This is a genomic window from Mycobacterium sp. E2733, assembly GCF_001667585.1.
Classification (GTDB): Bacteria; Actinomycetota; Actinomycetes; order Mycobacteriales; family Mycobacteriaceae; genus Mycobacterium.
This window is the reverse complement of record NZ_LZJZ01000114.1, coordinates 1-1440: the sequence shown is the minus strand read 5'-3', so window position 1 is coordinate 1440 and position 1440 is coordinate 1. Positions and strand designations below refer to the sequence as shown.

General features: G+C 71.8%; 1 protein-coding gene. It reads right to left on the bottom strand.

Going from position 1 to position 1440, the window contains the following annotated elements; translation table 11 throughout:
* Positions 1-52: 52 nt before the first annotated feature.
* A partial coding sequence (locus A5678_RS21365; protein ID WP_068046401.1) for an HNH endonuclease signature motif containing protein occupies positions 53-1440 on the bottom strand: 1388 nt, incomplete at its 5' end.

Here is a 1440-nt window from a genome sequence, read left to right as displayed (position 1 = left end):
GGCGAGTGGCGTCTATTCGCCGTCGCCTCCAGGTAAGACCGATGATGGCTCGTCAGAATGGTGGCGGATCGTCATCGCTGGCGGGTGGGGCCGGCCCGCTGTAGCTCACCGATTCGGCTCGCGGGGCCAGGCGGGCTTGGTGGTTGTGGCGGCGTTCGGTGGCTACCCGATAGGCGCGGTCGTGGGCGCGGGTGCGGCGGCGCTTGGGCATCATCGCCGTGCGCTGGCCGCAGTAGTCCTGGGGCGCCTCGGCTTCGGGGGTCGCGATCGCCCCGGTGGCCCGGCACAGGCTGGGAAATAACAGCGCACTGCCTGGGGTGGTGACATAGGTCTGCCCCGCGGGAGAGGTCAAGATCAGGGTGCCGTCGGGCAGTTGCTGTTCGGTCCAGCCCCAAAAGGTCTTCACCAAATGATGCGTGCGGCAATAACACTTGAGGTTGCTCGCATGGGTGGGCCCACCGGCGCTGTAGGGGATGGTGTGGTCGAGGTCGCAGGCCACCGCCGGGCAATCACAGCCCGGCCAGCGACACGTCAGATCCCGGCACCGCACGAAATCGGCCAGCGCCTTCGAGGGCACATAGCCCGGCTCGGGCGCCGCGTCGCCGGGGTGCACCAGCGGCGCCAGCGTGGCCGCGGCGGCCAACTCGGCCACCAACTCGGGCGGGATCAACCCCTCGGCGCCCAGAGGGCAGCCCGGCGCCTCACCAGTGCCATCGATGGTGGCCTGCTCGGCGATCACATGAATCACCACCGCACCGGCCGCCGGGCGGGTGCCCGCGGCGCAGTCGGGCCGCCCGCAGCCACACCGAAGCCGGTCGGCCCCGGCGGCCAGCACCCCCAACGCATCGGCGCGGCGCTGCTCGCGGCTGCGCGGATCATGCGCACACACCGTGGCCGCCACCGCATCCAGCCGCGCATCCAGCGCGTGGGCGTCCGAGCTGAACAGCGTGCCCTCGATGCGCGCCAGGCCCTCGCCCATGTCACCGATCCACACCTCGCGCCCGGCCGCGCGCTCGCGGCGCCGCCGCACCGCATCGGCATCCGCGGCCGCCACGACCTTGTCCACCTGGGCGGCCAACCGGGCCGGGGTCAGCGACGGCCAGCGCGCCACCGTGGCCGCCAATTGCCCATCCACGGCCGCCACCACGTCGGGATCGGTGATCAGATCGGTGCGATACACCAACGTCTGCACCATCCGAAAATCGATATCCCCAGCGGCGAACACCGCGGCCACCCGGGGCAGCCGCTCACGCAGCGCCCGCGCATAGCGCACCCGGCCGGCCGCCAACCCCTGGCTGATCCGCAACTCCGCGGCCACCTCCGCGGCCACCGCCGCCTCGGTATCCACCGCCCACTCCTCACACTCCGCACACCGCGACAACCGATAGGCAAACAACTCCCCGATCGCGGCCAACTGCCCGGCCACCGCCCGATTCTCCG